Source organism: Arthrobacter sp. P1_D12 (assembly GCF_056406175.1).
Genome location: NZ_JBFUAR010000003.1, coordinates 88,515 through 112,236 on the forward strand (window position 1 = coordinate 88,515; position 23,722 = coordinate 112,236).

The 23,722-nt window shown below is 68.6% G+C and carries 20 protein-coding genes; 5 read left to right on the forward strand and 15 right to left on the reverse strand.

The window, feature by feature from the left end; all coding sequences use genetic code 11:
* Window positions 1–145 precede the first annotated feature (145 nt).
* Window positions 146–784, forward strand: coding sequence for a VOC family protein (locus AC1DZV_RS03410; RefSeq protein WP_026266630.1), 639 nt, complete (start codon window positions 146–148; stop codon window positions 782–784).
* 102 nt (window positions 785–886) lie between these two features.
* Here the strand turns inward: AC1DZV_RS03410 and AC1DZV_RS03415 are convergent, their stop codons facing one another.
* A complete protein-coding gene (locus AC1DZV_RS03415) occupies window positions 887–1,654 on the reverse strand; it encodes a CPBP family intramembrane glutamic endopeptidase (RefSeq protein WP_079551520.1) in 768 nt (255 codons plus the stop codon).
* 109 nt (window positions 1,655–1,763) lie between these two features.
* Here AC1DZV_RS03415 and AC1DZV_RS03420 point away from each other — a divergent pair, with 109 nt between their 5' ends.
* Window positions 1,764–2,444: a histidine phosphatase family protein gene (locus tag AC1DZV_RS03420; RefSeq protein WP_028278302.1), complete on the forward strand. Its 681-nt coding sequence runs from the start codon at window positions 1,764–1,766 to the stop codon at window positions 2,442–2,444.
* A 9-nt stretch (window positions 2,445–2,453) separates the two neighbouring features.
* Here AC1DZV_RS03420 and AC1DZV_RS03425 read toward each other — a convergent pair whose 3' ends face one another.
* The 4 genes from AC1DZV_RS03425 to tdh form a co-directional block, all read right to left on the reverse strand.
* Window positions 2,454–3,686 (reverse strand): amidohydrolase family protein, encoded by a 1,233-nt coding sequence (locus tag AC1DZV_RS03425; RefSeq protein ID WP_476952961.1) that lies wholly within the window; start codon window positions 3,684–3,686, stop codon window positions 2,454–2,456.
* An 11-nt stretch (window positions 3,687–3,697) separates the two neighbouring features.
* Window positions 3,698–4,834, reverse strand: coding sequence for an NAD(P)/FAD-dependent oxidoreductase (locus AC1DZV_RS03430; protein WP_476952962.1), 1,137 nt, complete (start codon window positions 4,832–4,834; stop codon window positions 3,698–3,700).
* A 716-nt stretch (window positions 4,835–5,550) separates the two neighbouring features.
* A complete protein-coding gene (locus AC1DZV_RS03435; RefSeq protein WP_476950586.1) occupies window positions 5,551–6,762 on the reverse strand; it encodes a glycine C-acetyltransferase in 1,212 nt (403 codons plus the stop codon).
* Window positions 6,763–6,858: 96 nt separating this feature from the next.
* Complete coding sequence (tdh, locus tag AC1DZV_RS03440) at window positions 6,859–7,905, reverse strand: L-threonine 3-dehydrogenase (protein WP_476952963.1); 1,047 nt, start codon at window positions 7,903–7,905, stop codon at window positions 6,859–6,861.
* Window positions 7,906–8,085: 180 nt separating this feature from the next.
* Here tdh and AC1DZV_RS03445 point away from each other — a divergent pair, with 180 nt between their 5' ends.
* On the forward strand, window positions 8,086–8,994 hold the full coding sequence (locus AC1DZV_RS03445) for a LysR family transcriptional regulator (protein ID WP_476950587.1): 909 nt from the start codon (window positions 8,086–8,088) through the stop codon (window positions 8,992–8,994).
* A gap of 3 nt (window positions 8,995–8,997) precedes the next feature.
* On the opposite strand, the gene gatB is transcribed toward AC1DZV_RS03445, so the two are convergent.
* The 4 genes from gatB to AC1DZV_RS03465 form a co-directional block, all read right to left on the reverse strand.
* Complete coding sequence (gene gatB / locus AC1DZV_RS03450) at window positions 8,998–10,503, reverse strand: Asp-tRNA(Asn)/Glu-tRNA(Gln) amidotransferase subunit GatB (protein WP_476952964.1); 1,506 nt, start codon at window positions 10,501–10,503, stop codon at window positions 8,998–9,000.
* Window positions 10,503–12,056 (reverse strand): Asp-tRNA(Asn)/Glu-tRNA(Gln) amidotransferase subunit GatA, encoded by a 1,554-nt coding sequence (gatA, locus tag AC1DZV_RS03455; protein ID WP_079551532.1) that lies wholly within the window; start codon window positions 12,054–12,056, stop codon window positions 10,503–10,505. Before gatA ends, gatB begins: the two co-directional genes overlap by 1 nt.
* 4 nt (window positions 12,057–12,060) lie before the next feature.
* Window positions 12,061–12,357 (reverse strand): Asp-tRNA(Asn)/Glu-tRNA(Gln) amidotransferase subunit GatC, encoded by a 297-nt coding sequence (gatC, locus tag AC1DZV_RS03460; RefSeq protein ID WP_026537696.1) that lies wholly within the window; start codon window positions 12,355–12,357, stop codon window positions 12,061–12,063.
* Window positions 12,358–12,531: 174 nt separating this feature from the next.
* Window positions 12,532–14,013, reverse strand: a complete 1,482-nt coding sequence (locus tag AC1DZV_RS03465; RefSeq protein WP_476952965.1) for a CitMHS family transporter — start codon at window positions 14,011–14,013, stop codon at window positions 12,532–12,534.
* Between the two features lie 169 nt (window positions 14,014–14,182).
* On the opposite strand from AC1DZV_RS03465, the gene AC1DZV_RS03470 reads away from it, so the two are divergent.
* Both AC1DZV_RS03470 and AC1DZV_RS03475 read left to right on the forward strand, forming a co-directional pair.
* Window positions 14,183–15,937: a sensor histidine kinase gene (locus AC1DZV_RS03470; protein WP_476952966.1), complete on the forward strand. Its 1,755-nt coding sequence runs from the start codon at window positions 14,183–14,185 to the stop codon at window positions 15,935–15,937.
* Entirely contained in the window at window positions 15,930–16,601 is a 672-nt protein-coding gene (locus tag AC1DZV_RS03475; protein WP_476950591.1) for a response regulator, read from the forward strand. The genes AC1DZV_RS03470 and AC1DZV_RS03475 overlap by 8 nt, the downstream gene beginning before the upstream one ends.
* On the opposite strand, the gene AC1DZV_RS03480 is transcribed toward AC1DZV_RS03475, so the two are convergent.
* From AC1DZV_RS03480 to AC1DZV_RS03505, 6 genes are all read right to left on the reverse strand, one after another.
* Window positions 16,598–18,313: a SulP family inorganic anion transporter gene (locus AC1DZV_RS03480; RefSeq protein ID WP_476950592.1), complete on the reverse strand. Its 1,716-nt coding sequence runs from the start codon at window positions 18,311–18,313 to the stop codon at window positions 16,598–16,600. The two genes, AC1DZV_RS03475 and AC1DZV_RS03480, sit on opposite strands and share 4 nt — an antisense overlap.
* A gap of 82 nt (window positions 18,314–18,395) precedes the next feature.
* Window positions 18,396–18,779 (reverse strand): RidA family protein, encoded by a 384-nt coding sequence (locus AC1DZV_RS03485; RefSeq protein ID WP_459384247.1) that lies wholly within the window; start codon window positions 18,777–18,779, stop codon window positions 18,396–18,398.
* 114 nt (window positions 18,780–18,893) lie between these two features.
* Window positions 18,894–19,397, reverse strand: coding sequence for a GNAT family N-acetyltransferase (locus tag AC1DZV_RS03490; protein ID WP_476952967.1), 504 nt, complete (start codon window positions 19,395–19,397; stop codon window positions 18,894–18,896).
* A gap of 112 nt (window positions 19,398–19,509) precedes the next feature.
* Window positions 19,510–20,346 (reverse strand): inositol monophosphatase family protein, encoded by an 837-nt coding sequence (locus tag AC1DZV_RS03495; RefSeq protein WP_476950594.1) that lies wholly within the window; start codon window positions 20,344–20,346, stop codon window positions 19,510–19,512.
* Window positions 20,343–22,706: an NAD-dependent DNA ligase LigA gene (ligA, locus tag AC1DZV_RS03500; RefSeq protein WP_476950595.1), complete on the reverse strand. Its 2,364-nt coding sequence runs from the start codon at window positions 22,704–22,706 to the stop codon at window positions 20,343–20,345. The genes AC1DZV_RS03495 and ligA overlap by 4 nt, the downstream gene beginning before the upstream one ends.
* 102 nt (window positions 22,707–22,808) lie before the next feature.
* Window positions 22,809–23,597, reverse strand: coding sequence for a PP2C family protein-serine/threonine phosphatase (locus AC1DZV_RS03505; RefSeq protein WP_476952968.1), 789 nt, complete (start codon window positions 23,595–23,597; stop codon window positions 22,809–22,811).
* Window positions 23,598–23,722: the final 125 nt, after the last annotated feature.

Here is a 23,722-nt window from a genome sequence, read left to right on the forward strand (position 1 = left end):
GGAGCCATGGATAGCTTTGTGACGAAGATGAAGACGGCCGCCGTGACGGAGCATCGGGGGCGCCGCGTTCCGCGCCCCAGGACGTCCCATGACGGTTAGGGGAGCCTAAGCTGAGAGGTCCATCACAAAGTGCCAAGATGATGGCATGCGCATGGATCACGTCTCTTACGCCTGTGAACACGATGGCTTGGCAGCCACCACTGAACGTATTGCGTCTGCCCTCGGCGTTGAAGCCGTGAAGGGTGGAGTGCACCCCCGTTTCGGGACACGCAACATGATTATCCCGCTCGCGGGACACAAGTACCTGGAAGTCGTGGAGGTCCTGAACCACCCGGCCTCCGACAAGGCCCCGTTCGGCCAGGCCGTCCGGGCACGCTCCGAGGCCGGCGGCGGCTGGATGGGCTGGTGCGTCGAGGTTGACGACCTGGCCCCGTTCGAGGAGCGGCTCGGCCGCGCCGCCGTCAACGGCAACCGGAAGTTTCCCGACGGCCGCGAACTGGTCTGGAAGCAGATCGGCATCCTGGGGCTCATTGCCGACCCCCAGGTGCCGTACATGCTCAAGTGGGAGGGCGACCCGGAGTTGCACCCGTCGAACGCCTACGCGAGCGATGTCAAGATGTCCGCACTGACCATTGCCGGTTCGGCCGCACGTGTCACGGAGTGGCTGGGCGAACCGGTTGAAAAGCCGCTGGAAGACGTCGCCGTGAACTGGATCGCGCCGCACGGGACTCCCGGCATCCTCTCTGTCACCTTCGAGACCGCCTCCGGAGCGGTCACGATCTAACGCTCCACCTGCCCCACGCTTCGGCCGCCATCTCTTAGGTGCCAACGATGTCACCTAGGAGACGGCGGCCGAGATCATTTAAGGGCTGCTCGTAAAAGCAACTCAGCCCAGGCCCACGGCCTTGCCGAACAGGCTGAACCCCACGAACGCCACAGTGTCCAGGATGGCGTGGGCGATCACCAGCGGCATCACCCGTTTGGTCCGCGTGTAGACCAGCGCGAAGACGACGCCCATCACCGCGTTGCCGATGAACGGCCCGAACCCCTGGTACAGGTGATAGCTGCCGCGGAGCAGGGCGCTGGCGGCGATGGCCGCTGGCACGCTCCAGCCCAGTTTCCCGAGCCGGTCCAGCAGGTACGCCACCACAATCACTTCCTCGACCACCGCGTGCCGGATCGCGGACAGGACCAGCACTGGCACGGTCCACCAGTACGCGTCCAGGGCACTGGGGATGATCGCCGTCGTGATCCCCAGGGCCCGGCCGGCGGCGTAGAGACCCAGGGACGGAATGCCGATGAGCGCGGCGAGTCCGAGACCCTGCAGGAGGTCCTTGCCGGGCCGGGCGAAGTCGAAGCCGATCCTTCGGAACGCCGAGGTTCCGCGCTCACCGGCCGGCCAGTGCTCGGTGAGGAAATAAATCACGAGGGCCACCGGGACCAGGGCGAAGATGATGTCCAGCAACTGGTAGGTGAGGTCGAAGTATTCGCGTGCGCTCTGTGAGCGGTTCAGTGTGGATGTCCCCTGGGCCAGCGGCGCCGTGGTCATCTTGTCCAGCAACTGCACCAGGGAGTAGATCGCGGACTGCCCCAGAGACAACCCCAGGACAATCAACACTTCGAACCGCAGCCGACGGCGGGAGGGAACCAACATGGTTCTATCTTGCCTGCACTTGCCGATAGTTTGCTGGTGCCCGCGTGGTGCCGGCCGAACGGGGTTTTGCCTGCGGCACCTGCTTTTAGGAGCCCTATGCTTGGGGATTATGAGTGCGCCCCGGAAAATCATCATGATCCGGCACGGCCAGTCTGCCGCCAATGCCGACACCTCGATCTACAACCGTGTTCCGGACTACCGGATCCCGTTGACCGCGCTGGGTCTGGAGCAGGCCACCGCGGCCGGGGAGGAGGTCCGGCGCCAGCTGGACGGCCGCCCGGTGTGCGTCTACGTCTCCCCGTACCTGCGCGCCTACCAGACCCTCGAGGCGCTGAATCTCGGCCCGCTCGTGGAGCGGGTGATCGAGGAACCGCGCCTGCGCGAACAGGACTGGGCCAACTTTCAGATCGCCGGCGACATCGAGGACCAGAAGGAGCTCCGCAACGCCTACGGGCACTTCTTCTACCGCTTCCGCGAGGGCGAGTCCGGTTCCGATGTGTATGACAGGATCTCTTCGTTCATGGAAACCCTGCACCGGCACTGGTCCCGGCCCGGCTATGCCCCGAACGCGCTGTTCGTGACGCACGGATTGACGATGCGGCTGTTCTGCATGCGCTGGTTCCACTGGTCGGTGGAATACTTCGAGTCCCTGAACAACCCCGAGAACGCCGAGGTCCGCACCCTGCTGCGCACCTCGCACGGCAAGTACGAGCTCGACAAGCCCTTCACGCAGTGGGAGAAGAGGCGCGTGGACGAGACCGTCCTCGACGCACCGCCCATGATGTTCTAGGGCGGCGCGCTAACGGACCGGCTGCGCTACACCGGCGCGCCACACCGCGTGCGTCAGGGGGATGCCAGGCCGGTAAGCCAGGTGCGTGGCGGAAGGGGCGTTGAGCAGGTGCAGGTCCGCGCGGTGTCCGACGGCGATCGAGCCCACCGCGCGTTCGCCGTCGACGTCGTTCCCGGCCTCCCGTCCCAGGGCCAGGGCGCCGCCGTAAGTCGCGGCGCGCACCGCCTCATGGACACTGAGCCGCATCTGCAGCACTGCGGTGGTGACGCAGAACGCCATGGAGCTGGTGTAGGACGTGCCGGGGTTGCAGTTGGAGGCCAGCGCCAGCTGCACACCGGCGTCGAGCAGTTCACGGCCTGGGGCCAGCGGCTGCCGGGTGGAAAGATCACAGGCCGGCAGGCACGTGGCAACCGTGCCGCGCTGCCCGGATCCAGGCGTGCCGCTGCCGCCGGCGGCGTCCCAGCCGGACCAGCTGCCGGCAAGGGCGTCGATGTCCGCGGCCGACAGGTAGTTCACGTGGTCCACGCTCGCGGCGCCGACTTCCACGGCCAGCCTGACGCCGGGGCCCTCGCCGAGCTGGTTGCCGTGGACGCGCAGCCCCAGCCCGGCGGCCTTGCAGGCCAGCAGCACCCGGCGGGACTGGTCCTCGTTGAACGCGCCCTGCTCGCAAAAGACGTCGGCCCAGCGGACGTAGGGCCGGACTGCGGTGAGCATCGGTCCGCAGACCAGCTCCGTGTATTCCTCCGCGTCCATCCCGGCGGGCACAAGGTGCGCCCCCAGGTAGGTCACCTCGTCCGCCACCGTGGAGGCGATGCGGGCGCTGCGGGCCTCGTTCTCGAGGTCCAGGCCGTAGCCGGTTTTGGTCTCCAGGTAGGTGGTGCCCTGCGACACGGCCTCCGCGACGCGGCCCATCGCCAGCCGGGTCAGGTCGAAGTCGCTCGTGCTCCGGGTGGCGCCGGTGGTGACGGCGATCCCGCCGGCGCTGTAGCTTTCCCCCGCCATCCGGGCCTCGAACTCGGCAGTGCGGTCCCCCGCGAAGATCAGGTGCGTGTGGGAGTCGACCCAGCCCGGGAGGAGCGCCCGGCCACCGGCATCCACCCGTTCGTCCGCGGCCGGGGCGCCGGCCGCGGGCCCGAGCCAGGAAATCCGCTCCCCCTCGATGACCACCGCCGCGTCGCGGAGGACGCGGTGTTCCGCGTCCTGGGTCATCAGTTCGGCGATATTGGTGATGAGGGTACTCATGGGTCCATTCTTCAGCGCCGGATGGACCAGCGGGTCGCGGCCAGCGCCTCCGCTGTCCGGGATGCCGGACTGGCGTCCCGCGCCGGGGGCAGGGCCGGGGTCAGGGCCGGGGCGGAGCCCTGGCCGGCGAGGATCAGCCCGGCGGCCAGTTCCGCGACGCCGGATGAGGTCTGGAAGCCGTACCCCCCTTGGCCGGCGAGCCAGAAGAATCCGGTGGCCTCGGCGTCGAACCCCACCACCGGGACGCCGTCGGCCGCCTCCGTCCGCAGCCCCGTCCAGGCCGTGCGAACGCTCCGGATCCCGAGCGTCGTGATCTCGTTGAGCCGGGCGATGACCCGTTCGACGTCGCCGGGATAGGGCCGGGCGTCCTCAGGTCCGCTCGGCACGTGTTCGGCGGGCGAGATCAGGACCTGGCCGTTGTCCGGCCGGAAGTAGAAGCTGTCATCGGCCGCCGCCACCATCGGGCAGGCTTCCGGGAGGGGATTCTCGACGTCGACGATCGCCGCGGTGCGCCGGTACGGCTGCAGGCCGAGCTTCTCGACGCCACTGAGGACGGCTAGCTCGTCGGCCCAGGCACCGGCGGCGTTGACCACGACGGCGGACTGGAAGCCTTCCTGCCCGGCGCCCAGTTCCCAGCCGGTGCCCAGGCGTTGGGCGGAATGGACCCTGGCGCCGGTAATGATGTCCACGCCGCCGGCCACGGCGAGCCGCCGGTGGTCCTCGAGCAGCACGGGGGCGTTGCAGGCGAAGGATCCGGTGTCCAGCCCGGCGACGCTGAACGAATCCGGGACCAGGGCCGGGCACAGGTCCAGTGCCTCGGCGTGGGTGATCCGCTGCATGTGTCCGCTTGCCTCCGCCCGGACGGTGGCGTCGTCCCCGATCAGCATGAAGCTGCGCGGGGTGAGCACCGGTTCCGGACGTTCGGCGTCCTGGGCCGCGATGAGGTCGAGCGTCCGGACGGTGAGCTCCTGAACCACAGGCGGGCCGTAGCTGGGAATCAGTTGCCGGGCCGAGCGGGCCGAGGTGTGGTACGCCAGGGTCTGCTCGGCTTCGATCAGGGCCACGCTGCAGCGCCCGGCCAAGGCTGAGGCAAGGGACAGGCCGGCGATCCCGCCGCCGACAATTACGACATCGTAATGAGCTGACATGATCCCATCCTTGCAGATTGTCGGGTCAGGCCGCGCCGGTATCCGGCGTTTGCCGCAAGCTGCGCCCCGGGCGAGTGGCGTCAATCGGGTCCCACAGTCATCACCAGCGCCGTTGTTGGATCCCCGGGCGTTGAAATGTCCAGTGACTCACGGCGTTCTCGGCACATGCCGTCTCCACGATTCCGAGTTTGGCGGCAACTTTCTTGGAATCCTGGTTGCTTGGATAAATTGTGCACGCCGCCCCCGGGACATGCCCTTCCTTGGTCCGCACGGCTGGACATGTCCCTCGTTGCGGCGGGCAGGCCCGGGACATGCCCTTCGTTGGTCGTGGCCGTTGGACATAGTGGCATTATGTCCAGTCCTCGCTGCCGGAGCTGGGCATGTCCCCCGTTGCGGCGGGCCGGCCCGGGACATGCTCTTCCGTGGTCCGCACGGCTGGGCATGTCCCGCGTTGCGGCGGGCAGACCCGGGACATGCTCTTCCGTGGTCCGTACGGCTGGACATGTCCCTCGCTGCGGCGGGCAGGACCGGGGCATGCCCTTCGTTGGTCGTGGCCGTTGGACATAGTGGCATTATGTCCAGTCCTCGCTGCCGGAGCTGGACATGTCCCGCGGACCAGCAAGAGGAGCAAGCCGGGATGAACGGGCAGGGCCGGACCCCTGGGGTGGGGCCGGACCCGTGCTGAAAGCGGGGGCCCGGCCCGGCGATCAGGCGCTCTAGGCTGCTGCCACCGCTGCGCGGCTGCGCACGAACGCCTGGACGCAGGCTTCGACGTCGTCGGCGCTGTGCGCGGCGGAGAGCTGGACGCGGATCCGGGCGGCGCCCTTGGGCACCACCGGGTAGCTGAACGCCGTGACGAAGACGCCGTTGTGGAGCATGGCATCGGCCACCTTGGCGGCCATGACGGCGTCGCCGAACATTACCGGGACAATGGCGTGCTCGCCGGGGAGCAGGTCGAAGCCTTCCTCGCTCATGCGGTTCCGGAAGAGCTCCGCGTTGGCGAAGAGCTTGCCGCGCAGTTCGCCGGAGTTTTCCACGAGGTCCAGGGCCGTGAGCGTGGCCGCGACGATCGCCGGGGCCAGCGAGTTGGAGAACAGGTAGGGGCGGGCCTTCTGGCGGAGCATCGCCACGACCTCGCCGCGGCCCGAGACGTAGCCGCCGGACGCGCCGCCGAGGGCCTTGCCGAAGGTGCCGGTGTAGATGTCCACGCGGTCCGAGACGCCGGCATGTTCCGGCGTGCCGGCACCGGTGGCGCCCATGAAGCCCACCGCGTGGGAATCGTCCACCATGACCAGGGCGTCGTACTTGTCGGCGAGGTCGCAGATCGCTTCGAGCGGGGCCAGGAAGCCGTCCATCGAGAAGACGCCGTCCGTGACGATGATCTTGCGGCGGGCCGGGTTCTCCTGGGTCGTGGCCTCGATCAGCTTCGATTCGAGGTCCGCCATGTCCTGGTTGGCGTAGCGGAAGCGCTGGGCCTTGCAGAGCCGGATGCCGTCAATGATGGACGCGTGGTTCAGGGCGTCCGAGATGACGGCGTCCTCCGGGCCGAATAGGGACTCGAATACGCCGCCGTTGGCGTCGAAGCAGCTGGAGAACAGGATGGTGTCCTCGGTGCCGAGGAACGCCGAGACACGCTTTTCCAGTGCCAGGTGCAGGTCCTGGGTGCCGCAGATGAAGCGGACGCTGGCCATGCCGAAGCCGCGCTCGTCCATGGCGGTCTTCGCCGCGGCGATGATGTCCGGGTGATCGGCGAGGCCCAGGTAGTTGTTGGCGCAGAAGTTCAGCACGTCGGCGCCGGACTCGCCGATCTGCCCGGCCTTGATGCGGTTGGCCTGCGGCGAGTCGATGTGCCGCTCGGTCTTGAACAGACCGGCGCTGCGGATCTCATCGAGTTCGTGCTGCAGCTGGTCCTTGATGGCTGAATACATGGGTTGGCTCCTCGGCTGGTTGGATGCGGGGGCGGAATGCTGTGCGTGGAAGGCGGTGTCTGGCAGGGGGCCGGAAGCGCGCAGTCAGGAAAGGGCCTAGAAAACGGTCCAGTCGAGAACCACCTTGCCGCCGACGCCGGCGCGGGCCACCTCGAAACCCTTTTCCCAGTCGGTGGCCGGCAGCGTGTCCGTGACCACGGCCGAGATGTTCGCGTGCAGGGCCGGGTTGGAGGAGAGCATGGCGCTCATCGCGTACCAGGTCTCGAACATTTCGCGACCGTAGATGCCCTTCATGGTCAGCATGTGCGTGACCACCTTGCCCCAGTTGATGTCGATGGACTGGCTGGGCAGTCCCAGCATCGCGATCCGGCCGCCGTGGTTCATGTTGTCGATCATCTCAGGCAGCGCGGTGGGATGTCCCGACATTTCCATGCCGATGTCGAAGCCTTCGCGCATGCCGAGTTCGCGCTGGGCGTCCTTGACCCGCATCTTCGAGACATCGATCGCGAGGTCGACGCCGAGCCTGCGGGCCAGTTCCAGCCGGGGCGCGGAGACGTCGGTGATCGCGATCTTGCGGGCGCCCGCGTGCCGGGCCACGGCGATCGCCATCAGGCCGATGGGTCCGGCGCCGGTGATCAGCACGTCCTCGCCGACCAGCGGGAAGCTCAGGGCGGTGTGGACGGCGTTGCCGAAGGGGTCGAAGATGGCGCCGAGTTCCGGGGTGACGGAGGGGTCCTGGTGGACCCAGACGTTGGTCTCGGGGATCACCACGTACTCGGCGAAGGCGCCGTCGCGCTGGACGCCGACGCTGACGGTGTTGATGCACATCTGGCGGCGGCCGGCGCGGCAGTTGCGGCAGATTCCGCAGACGATGTGGCCTTCGCCGGAGACCCTGTCCCCCACCTTGACGTCCAGGACGTCCTCGCCGGTCTCCACGACCTCGCCGTAGAACTCGTGGCCGGCGATCAGCGGGGCGTTGATGATGCCCTGCGCCCAGGCGTCCCAGGCCTGGATATGCAGGTCCGTACCGCAGATGCCGGTGGTCATGACGCGGATCTTGACGTCCCCGGGGCCGGTCTTCGGCTCGGGACGGTCGACGAGCTCGAATCCTGCGCGGGCGCCGGCTTTGTAGAGAGCCTTCATGGGCCTTCCTAACTGTGCTCTTGGGGTCCTGCTCCGCGCGTTCTGTTCCGCGTGTTCTGTTCCGCATGCGGGGCGGGCGTGTGGGTCAACTCACCCCATTAGACCCACCAGAAAGCATTAGCACAACCGAATTTTTCTCAATCGACGAATTAGCAATCGCTGTTGCATAGAATGGCTGGCATGGAAATCCACCAGCTGGAGATGTTGCGCGAACTCGGAGCTCTGGGCAGCGTCAAGGCCGTCGCCGAAACCCTTCTGGTGACGCCGTCGGCGGTGTCCCAGCAACTGGCCGCGCTGCAGAAGACTGTGGAGGTGCCGCTGACCCGCAAGGAGGGCCGGAACCTGGTGCTCACGGAGGCCGGGCAGGTGCTGGCGGACGCCGGGGCCGCGGTGGTCAGCGCGATGGCGGATGCGAAGATGGCGATCGGCGCCTACCACGGCTCACCGGTGGCGCCGGTGACGCTCAGCGGTTTCCACAGCGCCGGGCAGGCATTGTTCGCGCCGCTGGCCCGGCTGCTGGACGGCCCGGGCCAGCCGCGGATCCTGCTCTCCGACGAGGACGTCGCCCAGCAGGATTTTCCCGCCCTGACGGCGCGCTATGACCTCGTCCTGGCGCACCGGATGGATCACAGCCCGCGTTGGCCCGGGGAACGCGTCGCGGTGATCCCGCTCGCGCATGAGCCGCTGGACGTGGCACTGCCGGCCGGGCACCGGCTGGCCGGCCAGCGCGCGGTGACGGCGGACGACGTCGTGGGCGAACCGTGGGTGACGAGCCGCGCCGGCTACTCCCCCGCCGACGTGCTCTCCGCCGTCGCGGCGGTCTCCAGCCGTGAGCTGAACATCGTGCACCGCATCAACGACTACTCAACTGTGGCGGCGCTCGTGGCGGCCGGCGGCGTGATCGGCCTGCTGCCGCGGCACACCGCGCGGCCTGTGCTGAACCCGGACATTGTGCTGCGGCCGCTGGAGGGCATCAGCACCCGGCGTCGGATCGACGTCCTGGCCCGGCCGGAGAACCTTAAACGCACATCGGTCATGATGGTCTGCGAAGCGCTGCAGACCATCATGACCGATTTAGTGGGCGGCTAGGGGCTAGCCCTCGACGCCGAGGCGCTGGAGGATCAGCTCGCGCACGCGGCCGGCGTCGGCCTGCCCGCGGGTGGCCTTCATCACGCCCCCGACGATCGCGCCGATCGCCTGGATCTTGCCGCCGCGGATCTTGTCCGCGACGCCGGACTGAGCGGCGAGGGCCGCGTCGATGGCTTCGAGCAGCGGGCCGTCGTCGGAGACCACGGCGAGGCCGCGCTTCTCGACGATTTCCGCCGGGGTGCCTTCGCCGGCGAGCACGCCGTCCAGGACCTCGGAGGCCATCTTGTTGTTGATCTTGCCGTCCTCGACCATCTTGTTCAGTTCCACGATGGTGGCCGGGTTGACGCCGAGCTGGCCGGGATCGACGTCGGCGTTCTTGGCGCGGCCGACGATCTCGCCCATCCACCATTTGCGGGCCACGGTGGCGGTGGCGCCGGCGGTGATGGTGTCCTCGATCTCGTCCATGACGCCGGCGTTGACGACGTCGCGGAACTCCAGGTCCGAGTAGCCCCAGTCGGCCTGCAGCCGCTTGCGGCGCGCGGCCGGCGGCTCGGGCAGGGTGGCCCGGAGCTCCTCGACCCATTCGCGGGACGCGGTGATCGGGACCAGGTCAGGTTCCGGGAAGTAGCGGTAGTCGTCGGCGTCGGACTTGGCCCGGCCCGATGTCGTGGTCCGGGTGTCCTCGTGCCAGTGCCGGGTTTCCTGGGTGACCGGCTCGCCGGAGTCCAGCACGGCGGCGTGCCGCTGGATCTCGTAGCGGACCGCGTGTTCGACGGCGCGCAGCGAGTTGACGTTCTTGGTTTCCGAACGGATGCCGAAACGTTCGCGGCCGTGCGGGCGCAGCGAGACGTTGGCGTCGCAGCGGACGTTGCCGCGCTCCATCTTCGCGTCCGAGACCCCGAGGTTCTTGACGATCTCGCGGACGGCGGCCACGTAGGCCTTGGCGAGTTCGGGAGCGCGGCTGCCGGCGCCCTCGATCGGCTTGGTGACGATCTCGACCAGCGGCACGCCGGAACGGTTGTAGTCCACCAGGGAGTAGTCCGCTCCCTGGATGCGGCCGGTGGCGCCGCCCATGTGGGTCAGCTTGCCGGCGTCCTCCTCCATGTGCGCGCGTTCAATTTCGACGCGGAACACGGTGCCGTCGGCGAGCTCGACGTCCAGGTAGCCGTCGTACGCGATGGGCTCGTCGTACTGGGAGGTCTGGAAGTTCTTCGGGGTGTCCGGGTAGAAGTAGTTCTTCCGGGCGAAGCGGCACTTCTCGGCGATCTTGCAGTTCAGCGCCAGGCCGATCTTGATCGAGGACTCGATCGCGGTCTTGTTCACCACCGGCAGCACGCCGGGCATGCCGAGGTCCACCTCGTTGACGTTGGTGTTCGGCTCGTCGCCGAAGACGTTCGGCGCGGAGGAGAACATCTTGGTCTTGGTGTTGAGCTCCACGTGGACCTCGAACCCCAGGACGGGATCGTACTTGTCCATCGCCTCTTCAAAGCTGAGGGTTGCGTCAGTCATTAGTGTGAACCTCCGTGGCTTGAAACGGCAGAATCAGTGAGCGAGGGGGCCTTGTCCAGCAGCGGGCCGCCCCACTGCGCCTCGAGCAGGGATTCCAGGACCGCGCCGACGCGGTACAGGCGGGCGTCCTGGCGGGCCGGGGCCAGGAGCTGGATGCCCACGGGCAGCCCGTCCTCGTCGGCCAGGCCGCCGGGCAGCGACAGGCCGGGGACGCCGGCCATGTTCGCCGGGATGGTGGCGACATCGTTGAGGTACATCGCCAGCGGGTCGTTGAGCTTCTCGCCGAGCTTGAACGCCGTGGTCGGCGCCGTCGGGGAAATCAGCACGTCGGCCTTTTCGAAGGCGGCGTCGAAGTCGCGCTGGATCAGGGTGCGCACCTTCTGGGCCGAGCCGTAGTACGCGTCGTAGTAGCCGGCACTCAGGGCGTAGGTGCCCAGGATGATGCGGCGCTTGACCTCGTCGCCGAAGCCGGCGGCGCGGGTGGCCCCCATGACCCGCTCGATGGTCAGCGGTCCCTGTTCGGGCAGGACCCGCAGGCCGTAGCGGACGCCGTCGAACTTGGCCAGGTTGGAGGACGCCTCCGACGGCATGATCAGGTAGTAGGCGCCCAGGGCGTACTTGAAGTTGGGGCAGGAGACCTCGACGATCTCGGCGCCCGCGCCCTTGAGCAGCTCGAGGGATTCGTTGAAGCGGTTCTCGACGCCGGCCTGGTAGCCCTCGCCGTGGAGCTCCTTGATGATGCCGATCTTCATGCCCTCGACGTTGCCGGTCCGGGCAGCGGCCACGAGGTCCTCGAGCGGGTCCGGCAGCGAGGTGGAGTCGCGCGGATCGTGCCCGCCAATCACCTGGTGCAGCAGGGCCGAGTCGAGAACGGTGCGCGAGACCGGGCCGATCTGGTCCAGCGAGGAGGCCATGGCGATGGCGCCGTAGCGGGAAACGCCGCCGTAGGTGGGCTTGACGCCGACCGTGCCGGTGACGGCGCCGGGCTGGCGGATGGATCCGCCGGTGTCCGTGCCGAGGGCCAGCGGGGCTTCGAAGGCCGCGACGGCGGCAGCGGAGCCGCCGCCGGAACCGCCCGGGATGCGGTCGAGGTCCCACGGGTTGTGCGTGGGCCCGTAGGCGGAGTGCTCGGTGGACGAGCCCATCGCGAATTCGTCGAGGTTCGTCTTGCCCAGGATCGGCATCTTGGCGGCGCGCAGGCGCTCGACGACGGTGGCGTCGTAGGGGCTGTGCCAGCCTTCGAGGATCTTCGAGCCGGCCGTGGTGGGCTGGCCGATCGTGACGATGAGGTCCTTGACGGCGATCGGGACGCCCGCGAGGACGTGGAGCTCTTCGGCGGCGGCACCGCCGGCGGCGCGGATCGCATCCACTTCGGCGGCGACGGCGAGCGCCTCGTCGGCGTTGACGTGGAGGAAGGCGTGGACCTTGCCGTCGACGGCGGCGATGCGGTCCAGGTAGGCCTGGGTGACCTCGACGGCGGTGATCTCGCGGGCGGCCAGCTTCTCGGCGAGCGCGGCGGCGGAGAGGCGGATCAGTTCGTTGTTCTCAGTCATGGTCTTAGTCCTCATCCAGGATTGCCGGGACCTTGAAACGGCCTTCGTACGCGTCTGGGGCACCGGAGAGGGATTGCTCGGCCGTAAACGTGTGGCCCACGACGTCCTCGCGGAACACATTGGTCAGCGGAATCGGGTGGGACGTGGCCGGGACGTCATCACCGGCGGCTTCACTGACGGACTTCACTGAATCCACGATGACGGCGAGTTCGCCGGCCATCCTGTCCAGCTCTTCAGCACTCATCTCGATGTGCGCGAGTTGCGCGAGATGCGCGACGTCATCGCGGTTGATCGCAGCCATGGATCTCCCCTGCAAGGTATGGATAATTTTCCGTCCCAGTCTACGTGTCTGAACGCCCTGCCGCCGTCCGGCGCCAGGCCGGACGAGCCTCCCTCACCAAACGCGACTGTCGGGTCCGGAAAATCTCCGAACCCGACAGTCTCGTTATGAATATTTGTGGTGCTCCTTGGCTTGTCAGCCGATGCCGATGGCTCCGGTGAGGACTCCTACGCCGAGCATGACCAGGGAGATCACGGCCGTGCGCCACAGGACCTTCTTGTGGTGGTCGCCCAGGTCCACCTTGGCGAGGGAGACCAGGAGCAGGATGGCGGGGACCAGGGGGCTCTGCAGGTGGAAGGGCTGGCCGGTGATGGAAGCGCGGGCCATGTCGGCGGCGCTGACGCCGTAGTGGGCCGCCGTTTCGCTCAGGACCGGCAGGACGCCGAAGTAGAAGGCGTCGTTGCTCATGAAGAACGTCATTGGGATGCTCAGGACACCGGTGATCACGGCCATCAGCGGACCCATGTCCGACGGGATGATCTGGACCAGCCATTCCGACATGGCCTTGACCATGCCCGTGCCGTTGAGGACGCCGGTCAGGACCGAGGCGGCCATGACCATGCTGACGACGGCGACAATCGAGGGAGCGTGCGCGATCAGCTGGGCGCTCTGGTCCTTGACCTTGGGGAAGTTGACCAGCAGGGCGATGGCGGCGCCGACCATGAAGACGAACGGGAGCGGAATGACGTTGGCGACGAGCGTCACCATGACGGCGACCGTGAGGCCGAGGTTGAACCAGAACAGCTTGGGACGGAGGGTCTTGCGGTTGGGGTCCAGGGCGGTGTCGGCCATGGCGGAGTCGCGGTCGTCAACGAGGGAATCGGCGCGCTCCAGCACGGCAACGGACGATCCTTCCGGGGAGAGCCCGGCGGGCGAGGCTCCGGGGCCCTTGCGGCCGCGGCGGATTCCGGTACCGCCGGCCGCGCTGCCGCCGGCTGCGCCGTCTGCATCGCCGTCGAAGGCTGCGGCTGTATCCGGGACGCCCCAGATCTCGGGGGCGACGGCGCGGAGGCGGTTGCGTTCCTGCAGGCCGAGCAGCCAGGAGAAGACCAGCACGACGATGAGCCCTGCGATGAGGGACGGGACCATGGGCACGAAGACATCATTGACGTCGAGCTTCAACGCGGAGGCGGCGCGGGCGGTGGGGCCGCCCCAGGGCAGGATGTTCATGGTGCCGTTGGCCAGGCCGGCCACGCAGGTCAGGACCACGGGGCTCATCTTCAGCCGCAGGTAGACCGGCAGCATCGCCGCGGTGGTGAGGATGAAGGTGGTGGAGCCGTCGCCGTCGAGGGAGACCGCTGCCGCGAGGATGGCCGTGCCCAGGACCACCTTGGCGGGGTCGTTGCCGAGCTTTCGCAGGATGAACCTGACCAGGGGGTCAAAGAGCCCGACGTCGATCATCAGCCCGAAGTAGATGATCGCGAACATCAGCAGCGCGGCGGTGGAGGTCATGGATTTCATGGAGTCCATGACCGTCGGGCCGATGCCGAGGCCCGCGCCGGCGAAAAGCCCGAAGACTGTGGGAACAATGATGAGCGCCAGCACCGGCGTCAACTTCTTCGTCATGATCAGCACCATGAATACCGCGATCATGGCGAATCCTAGTAATACCAGCACGGCCGGCTCCTTCTTCGTTGAATGACACCACTCCGGTGTGATGCGCACTACAGACGTTAGAGTGGCGCCCGTCACGACTGGGCCTTTGGCTCAATTGATTGGCATACTGCTTATTGGATGCATTTTGCGCATTTTGCTCACGTCCGTACCAACCCCAGGCAGGAGCCCGATGAAGCGCCGCACAGTTCTGCCGGCCCTGCGTTTTTCGACCCAGACACTGCTGCTGCAGCTCGGCGTCGTGGCGCTGGTGGTGCTGCTGAGCAGCGCCGTCCACGCCTGGCTGAGCTACGACCGGCTGGGCCGCGAGGCGGAGAACCAGGCGCTGACCCTGGCCCGGACCGTGGCCTCGGACCCCTCCGTGCGGGCTCAGGTCCAGTCCATCAGCGCCCTTCCCGCCGCTCCCCCGGCCGCCGAGCTGTTGGCCGGTCCGTTGATGGCTGCCGCGGAGGGTGCCCGCACCCGCACCGGGGCCCTGTTCGTGGTCATTACGGACGAGACCGGCATCCGGCTGGCGCACCCCGACGCGGAGCGGCTGGGCGAAAAGGTCAGTACCGACCCCTCGGACGCCCTCGCGGGCCGGGAGGTCACCACGCGGAACACGGGCACGCTGGGCCCGTCCGCCGGCGCCAAGGTCCCGGTGTACGCCCCGGATTCGACGACGGTGGTGGGCGAGGTGAGCGTGGGCTACTCCACCGAGACGATCAGCCAAAGCCTGGCCCGGGACATCATCCCCATCGCCGTCACGGCCGCCGGCGCGCTGCTGGCCGGCGTGCTCGCCTCCTTCCTGCTGCGGCGGCGGCTCCAGCGGCTGACCCTCGGGCTCGAACCCGAGGAGATCAGCACCCTGGTGCACGACCAGGTGGCCGTGTTGCAGGGCGTCGACGACGGCGTCATCGGCGTTTCGGCCGACGGCAGGGTCAGCGTTTTCAACGCCGCCGCGCAGCGGCTGCTCGGTGTCCCGGACCTCGCGGGCACGGCCTGGGCCGCCGCGCCGGTCCCGGAGCAGCTCAAGGCCCTGACCCGGGCCGATGCGGCCGAGGGCGAGGCGGTGGAACTCGTGGCCGGCGGCCGGGTGCTGGTGGTGAGCGCCCGCAAGGCCCTGCACGGCCGGGAGGACCTGGGCTGGGTGGTGATGTTGCGGGACCGGACCGAGCTGCAGCAGCTGACCCGCCAGCTCGACGCCGTCGGCACCATGTCTGCGGCATTGCGGGCACAGCGCCACGAGTTTGCCAACCAGCTGCACACGATCGCCGGGTTCATGAGCATCGGGGAGCCCCAGCAGGCCCAGGACTATCTCGCCAAACTGGCCGGCACCGGGCCGCTGGCATTCCCGGTGGACCAGGCCGAGCTGCTCCAGGACCCCTACCTGCAGGCCTTCCTCGGTGCCAAGGGCGTCGAGGCGGACGAGCGCGGCGTGAGCCTCCGCCTCGGCCCGGAATCCGTGGTCCGCGGCCACGTCACCGAACCCCAGGACGTCACCACCGTCCTGGGGAACCTGATCGACAACGCCGTGAACGCCGCCGTCGCCGGATCCGCGGCCGAGCGCTGGGTGGAAGTCGAAGTGCTGGACGAACCGGGCATCAACGGAGGCGCCGGCACACTCCACATTGTGGTGGCCGATTCCGGCGACGGCCTGGGCGGCGGAATGACAGCCGCCGAGGCCGAGGGGGTCTTCGCGGAAGGCTACACGACCTCGGTCCGGCCCGCCCGCCCTGGCGGAGGGCAGGGCCTGGGGCTGGCGCTGTCCCGCCAGCTCGCGCGCCGCCGCGGCGGAGACGTGCGGGTGCTCGAAGCCGGCTCCCCCGGCGGCCCGGGCGCCGTTTTCGTCGCCACGCTGCCGGGAACCACCGAACCGGGGCCAACACTGCCGGGAAATACCGAACCTGCAATCACTGAAGCAAACCGAGAGGACAACGATGTCTGAGGATTTCAGGGTGCTGATTGTCGACGATGATTTCCACGTCGCCAAGCTGCATGCCGCCTATGTGGATTCGGTGGCCGGCTTCCTGGCGCTGCCGCCGGCCGGCTCGGCGTCCCAGGCACTGCAGGCCATCCACAGCCTCCGCCCGGACCTGGTGCTGCTGGACGTCTACCTGCCGGACGCTTCGGGCCTGGACCTGCTGCACCAGCTGGACGTCGATACCGTGATCCTCAGCGCGGCCTCGGACACGGCCTCGCTGCGGCTCGCGTTCCGCCGCGGGGCACTGGGCTACCTGCTCAAGCCCTTCACGGCCGAATCCCTTTCGCAGCAGCTGCGCTCCTATGCACGCTACCGCCGGATCCTGGCCCAGCCGGGCTCCGTCAGCCAGGAGACGGTGGAGCGCGCCAAGCGCGCCCTGATCCCGGGCGACGTCGTCGCCTCGGCACGTCCCCGCTCCGCCACCGAGGCCGCGGTGCTGGAATCCCTGGTGCCCGGCGAGCAGTATTCAGCCGCCGACGTCGCCGCCCGGGTCGGTGTGTCCCGGGCCACCGCCCAGCGGTATCTGTCCGCGCTGGCGGACGACGGCGCCGTCGACATCCAGCTGCGCTACGGCACCACCGGGCGGCCCGAGCACCGCTACGGAATCCCCGTTCCGGCCGGCCACTAGGCGCCGTCGGGCTCCTTCTGTGCCGCCGCCTGCTCCGCCTGCACGGCCCTGTGGATGTTGCCGTGGATCATGTCCGCCCCGACGCGCTCGATCACGCCGTCCCGCTCCAGGACCGACCGGACCGCGGGCTTCAGCCGGGTCAGGCGCAGGTTGACCCCGGCCTCCCGGGCGAGGATGACGATGTCCGCCACCTTTGCCGCCCCCTGCGAGTCGACGAAGTTGATCCCGCCGCAGTCGAGCACGATCCCGGTGAGCCCCGGCGTCGACTGGATGACGTCGCGCAGGCGGTCCTCCAGTGCATCGGCCGTGGCGAAGAACAGGCCGCCGTCGAACCGGATCACGGCAATGCCGGGAACGGTCTCGTCGCCGGGGTGCTCACCGGCGTCGCGGAAGACCTGGGTCCCGGGCTCGCGGCCCAGGTCGGGCATCTCCGGATGGGTCGCCACCCGGACGAGCCAGATGAGCGAGAGCCCGATTCCAATGACGACGCCCGCCAGCACGCCGAAGATGAGGGTCCCGATGATGGCCGCGACCGCAATCCAGAAGTCGAACTTCTGCACGCGGGCCAGCCGCCGCAGCTCGGGCACGTTCATCATGCCCATGACGACGGCCTCGATGATCAGCGCCGCCAGCACGGGCTTGGGCAGGATCGAGAACAGCGGCGCCAGGAACAGCAGCGTGAGCAGGACGGTGATCCCCGAGGTGAGGGAGGCCAGTCCGGTCTTCGCCCCCGAGTGGTCGTTCAGCGAGCTCGCGGACAGGCTCGTCGAGACGGGCATCCCCTTGAACAGACCTGAGGCGATGTTGGCCATTGACTGGGCAATGGATTCCTGGTTGATGTCGATCTGGTAGCGGTGTTTGGCAGCGAACGCCCTGGCATCCCCTGCGGTCTGGGAGAAGCCGATCAGGACCAGTGCCACCGCCGCGAGCGCCACGGTGCCGACGTGGTCCCACATGAGTTGGCCGTCCGGGACCTGCAGCGAGGGCAGCCCGCTGGGTACGTCGCCCACCAGGGCCACGCCTTTGGCCCCGAGACCGAAGAGCGCCTCCGCCGCCAGTCCGCCCACCACCAGGACCAGGGCGCCGGGGACTTGGGGAGCGATGGCTTTCAGCCCGAAGACCACAGCCAGCGCGATGACCCCCACCACCACGGTGGTCGGCTGTGCCGCGCCCAGGGTGCCCAGCCACGACCACAGCTCCTGGAGCGGATTCGAGCCGGTGACCTCGGTCCCGGTGAGTTTGGGGAGCTCGCCGATCACGACGTCGATCGCCGCGCCGAAAAGGAAGCCGGTGACCACGGCCTTCGAGAGGAACTGCGCAATCCAGCCCATCTTGAAGACGGCAAGAATCAGGAACAGGATGCCGGAGGCAAGGGTAATTCCGGCAACGAACGAGGCGACATCCTGCTCGCCGGTGATGCCCGCCGCGAGCACGGCACTTGCGGCCACCGCCGCCAGGCCCGAACTCGGGCCCATCGAGATCTGCCGGCAGGTGCCGAAGATCGCGTAGACGATGGCGCCGGCGGCCGCGGCATACAGGCCGTTCTGCAGCGGGATACCGGCGATGCCTGCGTACCCGAGGTTCTTCGGAACGATCAGGGCCGCGACGGTGACCCCGGCAATCAGATCGCCGCGCAGCCACGAGCGGTCATAGGAGCGGAACTGGCCGATGAGGGGGATCCTGGTGGGCCCCTGCCCGTGCGCCTTGGTCATGCGCCCTTCATACTCCAAGTCCCGACGTTCCGCCAGAGCCCGGCCGGCCCCCGCAACGCCCCGGGCAAGCGTCGGTTTGGCCCTAGGTGGCGCTCTTCTGGGCGACGAGTTCGATCTCGACGAGCATCTTGGGATCCAGGAACGGCAGCACGTGAACGAGGGAGAGCGTGGGGCGGATGTCGCCGAAGACCTCGCCGTGGGCCCGGCCGGCCTCTTCCCACTGGCTGATGTCCGTCAGGTACAGCTTGGACTGCACCACGTCCTCGAAGCCGAAGCCGGCCTCGGCCAGCACGGTGCCGAGCTTCTGCAGGATGTAGCTGGTCTGGGCGTAGAAGTCCTCGCCCACGATTCCGTCCTCGCCGCTGGCGGCGGTCGCGGAGATGTAGAGGGTGTTGTCCACCTGGACAGCCCGGGAATAGCCGAGGGTCTGTTCCCAGGTGGAGCCGGTACCGAAGGTCTTGCGCATGGTGGGCCTTTCGCAGTTGCCGCAGGGATCGGCACAACTGTAGGGCGCCGGATGGCCGGGCCGCCAAACCGGGTTGCTTTGTGTCGGCGGACCTGCGCGGGGCCACCGCCCCGGCTAGAGTTCCTGGCGGTAAACGAGCAGTTTGATGTCCGTGCCCGGCACGAGCCAGTCGCGCTCCGGCGCCCGGACGAAGCCGGTCTTCAGGTAGAGGCCGTGGGCGCTTTCCCAGCTCTCGCCAGTGGTGAGGGCCACGGCGTGGATGCCGGGCAGGGCCCTGGCGTGCTTGATGATGGCCTGGACCGTGGCCTTGCCGGCACCGCTGCGCTGCACGGAGGGGTCCACCACGAGCATCCTGAACTCGAGCTCGTCGCTGAAGGCGATGTCCGCGTAGGGCTCGCCGGCGACCGCCAGCGTCACGGAGCCGAGGATCCGGCCCTCACGCTCGGCGACCCAAACCGTCGCGGCCGCCGCGCGCTGCCCGACGTTCTGGATCTGCTGCATGTAGGGGTGGTCGGCGCTCTCAAAGTAGCCTGCCGCCAGGTAGGCGTCCCGGGTGATGCGCGCTATGGCGTCGAAGTCGGCCGGAACGGCGGGGCGAATGAGGATCTGCGAAGGCACCTGTCAATGGTACGGGCGCCCGGCCCGGGCCGTGCCCGGAAAGGCCGTTTCCGTGACTGAACTATCACTCAGGCGCATCTGACAGGCGTAGAGCCTGGCCGGTGAGACGACGTTAGAGCGGGAACTTGCCGGAGAGTTCCAGCGGCCCGGCGCACGTCCATGCGGCGAGGCGCTCGTCGTCGGAGGGGCCGCCGGCCAGGGGGCTGGTGAGCCGCGGCCGGCGCACCCAACAGCCTGCCTCCTCGGCGATCAGGGCCCCGGCGGCGAAGTCGTGTTCGTTGAGCCCGCGCTCACCGTAGGCGTCGTGCGTGCCGTCCGCCACGAGGCACAGGTCCAGTGCCGCGGACCCGAGCCGGCGCATGTCGGCGAAGCCGTCCATCAGGCTGCCGAGGCCTGCGGCCTGTTCCGCCCGCACGCCGGGATCGTAGCTGAAGCCCGTGGCCAGGATCTGGCCGGTCCGTCCGGGGACCGGGCCGAACAGGGCGGTCACGTGGCCCTGCTCCTGGAGCCAGGCGCCCTCGCCGCGGGACGCGTAGTAGGTGCGTCCCAGCGCCGGTGCGCTGACGACGCCGGCCAGCCAGACGCCGTCGGCGTCGGCCACCGCCACGGAGGTGGCGTAGTAGACGATGTTGCGGATGAAATTGGTGGTGCCATCGAGCGGGTCGATGGACCAGCGGTAGCCGCTGGGCTCTGCCGGCAGGACGGTGCCGCCCTCCTCGCCCGTGATGATGTCCCACGGCCGGGCGGCGGTGATGACGTCCCGGACGGCGGCTTCGGCGGCGAGGTCGAAGGCGGTCACCCAGTCTCCTGAGTCGCCCTTGTTGCTGACGTCTAGGGCCGCGGTCTTCCGGGTGGCCAGGACGGCGGCGCCCGCCGCGGCGGCCGATTTGGCCAGTTCGAGCAGCTCCGGAATGCCAGGTGCGGGAGGACCCGCGGAGTGGGAACTCATTCGGCCGCCGCAACCTCGACGACGGGGGCCTCGCCGTCGTCGGCCGGGTCCGGGACGCCGTCCGCGCCGCTGCCCGGCACACTGTCCGCGCTGCCGTCCGCGCCGGTGCCGGCCGGCCCGTTCGCCAGCAGGGCACGGAAGCCGTCCTCATCCAGGACCGGGACGCCGAGCTGTTCGGCCTTGTCCAGCTTGGTGCCGGCGTTCTCGCCCGCCACCACGTAGCTGGTGTTCTTCGACACCGATCCGGCCGCCTTGCCGCCGCGGATCAGGATGGCTTCCTTGGCCTCATCGCGGCTGAAGCCCTCGAGGCTCCCGGTCACCACTACGGTCAGCCCCTCCAGCGTCCTGGGCGTCGACTCGTCGCGTTCGTCCGCCATCCGGACGCCGGCGTCCGCCCAGCGGTCCACGATGTCGCGGTGCCAGTCCTCGGCGAACCATTCAGTCAGCGCCTGGGCGATGACCGGGCCCACGCCGTCCACGTGGGCGAGCTCCTCCTCGGAGGCCTGCCGGATGGCGTCCATGCTGCCGAACGCGGTGGCGAGGGCGCGCGAGGCCCGCGGGCCGACGTGCCGGATGGACAAGGCCACCAGGATCCGCCACAGCGGCTGGGATTTCGCTTTTTCGAGCTCCCGGAAGAGCTTGTCCGTCGTGGCCGTGGGCTTGGACGGGGTCTTGGTGGTGGCCTTGGTGAAGAAGTAGGGCACCAGCTCGAATTCCCCGGTGCCGACGCCCTTGGAGCGCTTCTCCCGGCGGACACGGACGTCCGCGAGCTGCTCTGGAGTGAGGTCGAACAATGTCGCCTCGGTGGTCAGCGGCGGCTCCGCGGGCTCGGCCGGCTGGGTCAGTGCGATGGCGGCTTCCCAACCGAGGGCTTCGATGTCGAAGGCGCCGCGGCCGGCAAGGTGGAAGACTCGTTCGCGCAGCTGCGCCGGGCAGGACCGGGAGTTGGGGCAGCGGATGTCCACGTCCCCTTCCTTCCCGGGGGCCAACGGCGTGCCGCACGCGGGGCATTCGGTGGGCATGATGAAGTCGCGGACGGGAGGGTCCTGCTGGTCCCGCAGCGCCAGCACCGGGCCCACAATTTCCGGAATCACGTCTCCGGCCTTGCGCAGCACCACAATGTCGCCGATCTTCACGCCCTTGGCCTTGACCACTTCCTGGTTGTGCAGGGTGGCCATTTCCACGGTGGAGCCGGCGACTTTGACCGGTTCCATCACGCCGTACGGGGTGACCCGGCCGGTGCGGCCGACGTTGACGGCGATGTCGAGCAGCTTGGTGTGGACCTCTTCGGGCGGGTACTTGTAGGCCACGGCCCAGCGCGGCACCCGGGTGGTGTAGCCCAGGGCCCGCTGGGTGGCGAAGTCGTCCACCTTGATCACAATGCCGTCGATCTCGTGGGTGAGGCTGTGCCGCTTGTCGCCGTAGCGCTTAATGAATTCGAGCACGTCGGAAAGCCCGGCCAGGACCTCGAAATACGGGCTCGTGGGCAGTCCCCACTCGGCCAGCTTGCGGTAGGTCTCGGACTGGCTGGCGGTGTCGAGACCCTCGCGGGCGCCGATGCCGTGGACGTACATCCGCAGCGGCCGCTTGGCGGTTTCCGCGGGGTCCTTCTGCCGCAGCGAACCTGCGGCGGCGTTGCGGGGGTTGGCCAGCGGCGCCTTGCCGGCCTCGATCAGGGCTTCGTTGAATTCCGCGAAGGCCTGCGACGGGATGAAGACTTCGCCGCGGACTTCCACCTCCGCCGGGAAGCCGGTGCCGCTGAGCTGCTTCGGGATTTCCTTGATGGTCAGGACGTTATGCGTGATGTCCTCGCCGGTGGTGCCGTCCCCGCGGGTTGCGGCCCGGACCAGGGCGCCGTCGCGGTAGAGCAGGTTGACGGCCAGGCCGTCGATCTTCAGTTCGGTGAGCCACGACGGCGGGTTCCCGCCGTTGCCGAGCTTGGCGACGCCCGCCTCGGCCTTGACCATCCAGGCCTCCAGCTCCTCGAGCGAGAAGACATCCTCCAGGCTGTACATGCGCTGCAAATGCTGCACGGCGGCAAACGCCGCTGACACCTCGCCGCCGACTTCCTGCGTGGGCGAATCGTTGGCCACCAGTTCCGGATGCATGGCTTCGAGCGTTTCCAGCCGCCGGTAGAGCTCGTCGAACTCGGCGTCGGAGATGATCGGCGCGTCCTGCTGGTAGTAGGCAAAGCGGTGCTTGCGGACCTGCTCAACAAGGTCTTCATACTCCGCGCGGATGTCCCCGGAGGGGACCTGCTCCCCCGCGGGGCCTTGCGGGTCCGTGACGTGCCCGGGGGCTGCTTCGGCTGCTTCTTCAGTCCCTGCTGCGGTCTCTGCTGCGGTCTTCCCTGTGCTCACAGACCTATCCTGCCCTAGATCCCCGACATTGTCCGGTCCAGGGTCCGGTCTGGGGTCCGGTCTGGGCCCGCATCCGAATTTGGACTGACGCTGACCGCGAGGTCAGGCGGGCTCGTCCACGTTTGCAGTCCGGGCGTCGACCACGATCGCCGTGATGTTGTCCCGGCCGCCGCTGCGCAAGGCCGCCTGGATCAGTTCGTCCACGGCCGCCTGGGGGTCGGCCTCGGCCGCGAGGATGCCGGCGATCTTCTCATCGCTGAGTTCGCCGTTGAGGCCGTCGGAGCAGACCAGCATCCGGTCGCCGTCTTCAAGGGGAACCAGCCAGAAGTCGGCCTCGGAGTCATCCCCGGTTCCCAGCGCCCGGGTCACCACGTGCCTGCGGGGGTACACGGCGGCCTCGGCCTCGGTGATCTGGCCGGTGTCAAGGAGTTCCTGGACTTCGGAATGGTCCACGCTGATCTGTGCGAGCTGGCCGTGGCTGTACCGGTAGGTGCGGGAGTCTCCGATGTTGAGGACAAGCCAGTACGGAACGTCCTGTTGTTCCACCACCACGACGCCGGACAGGGTGGTTCCGGCGCGCGATCCGGTGGCGTGACGGATGCCCGCATCGGCCATGAGCAGGTACTCCTGCAGGATGTCCGCCGTCGCATCCCGGCTGCCGGTCTTGGACTGTGGCAGCTCGGCCAGGGTGCGCACGCAGATGCTGCTGGCAACTTCGCCGGCCTCGTGCCCGCCCATGCCATCCGCTACGGCGAAGACGGGGTCCGCGGCAATGAAGGCGTCCTCGTTCGCCTCGCGGCGCAGTCCCCGGTCCGTGCCGTACCCGCAGCGCAGTAGCGGTCCCTGTTTTCCGTCCGACGGCGGGATGGGGGCGTCTGGCGATGGGTTCATGGCGGTCCTCAATACAGTGGTGCGCGGCTTCACTGGTGCGCGGGGGTTGACGGCGTTCGCAACCCGGCCGGATCGCAACTGCCGGTCCGACTATTGCATATGCGCCGCTCAGCTGAGAAGCCCGC